General features: G+C 54.3%; 1 protein-coding gene. It reads right to left on the reverse strand.

What is annotated here, in order from left to right; translation table 11 throughout:
* On the reverse strand, positions 1–940 hold a 940-nt coding region (tnpC, locus tag HFP08_RS28880; protein ID WP_168124081.1), incomplete at both ends, for an IS66 family transposase.

Below are 940 nucleotides of genomic sequence, written 5' to 3' on the forward strand. Positions count from 1 at the left end.
GTCGGTTTAATCGAGCGTTCGCTTCGATTATTATCGATCTCGAGCCGACCGTCTTGCAAGAAGACATTCAACTTCTCCCACTGGTTAATGCTGTAGGTGATCGCTTTTCCTAGCAATCCTTTCGGCAATACACGCAGATTCTGTTGCTCCAGCCAAGCAGAGAATGCGTCCAGGATCGGTTTACTCTCCTTTAGCCTGACCGCATAACGCTCTTCCGGCGAAGCATCCTTGTATCTACGCTCCACGGCAAACAACGCATTGCAGAAAGCTAATCCTTCGGCAGCAGCTGTTTCTGAACGTTGTGCCGCAGGCAAGGCTTGAAGCGCTTCATGGTAGTATCTGCGTGCATGGCTCCAGCAGCCGAGCTGCGTAATGTTCTTCACCTTGTTGTAGCCGCTATAGCCATCGGTCTGCAGATATCCCTTGAATCCTGCGAGGAACGCTTCGGGATGCTTTCCATCTCGTCCAGGCTGATAATCATAGAGGATCATGTCAGGACCGACGCGGCCTGTGCGATACAGCCACAGATACGACTTCGTCTGCGCGGCGCGTCCAGGCTCTCTCAAAACCTGCAGAGTCGTTTCGTCCGCTTGCACAATGTCTCGCTTCAAAAGCTCTGCATGCATGTAGTCATACAGTGGAGTCAGCCATCGCTCGCTGCCCGCAATGAGCCAATTGGCCATTGTCTGCCGGGACAGTTCGACCCCCAAACGCAAGAAGGCCTGTTCCTGTCGGTAGAGCGGCAAGCTGTCCACGTACTTCTGACTCATGATATGAGCCAGAATGGACGGCGAGGCGAGAGAACCAGGTGCCACAGGCGCGGGCATCGGAGCTGTAAGGATCGGCGTGCGAATCGCTTCCTGTTCACAGCGGCGGCAGGCATACACATGGCGCTTATGCTCGACCACTTTCACTTCAGCCGGAACGATTTTCAGCTCTC

The sequence above is a fragment of the Paenibacillus sp. HB172176 genome, from assembly GCF_011947265.1.
Lineage (GTDB): Bacteria > Bacillota > Bacilli > Paenibacillales > Paenibacillaceae > Pristimantibacillus.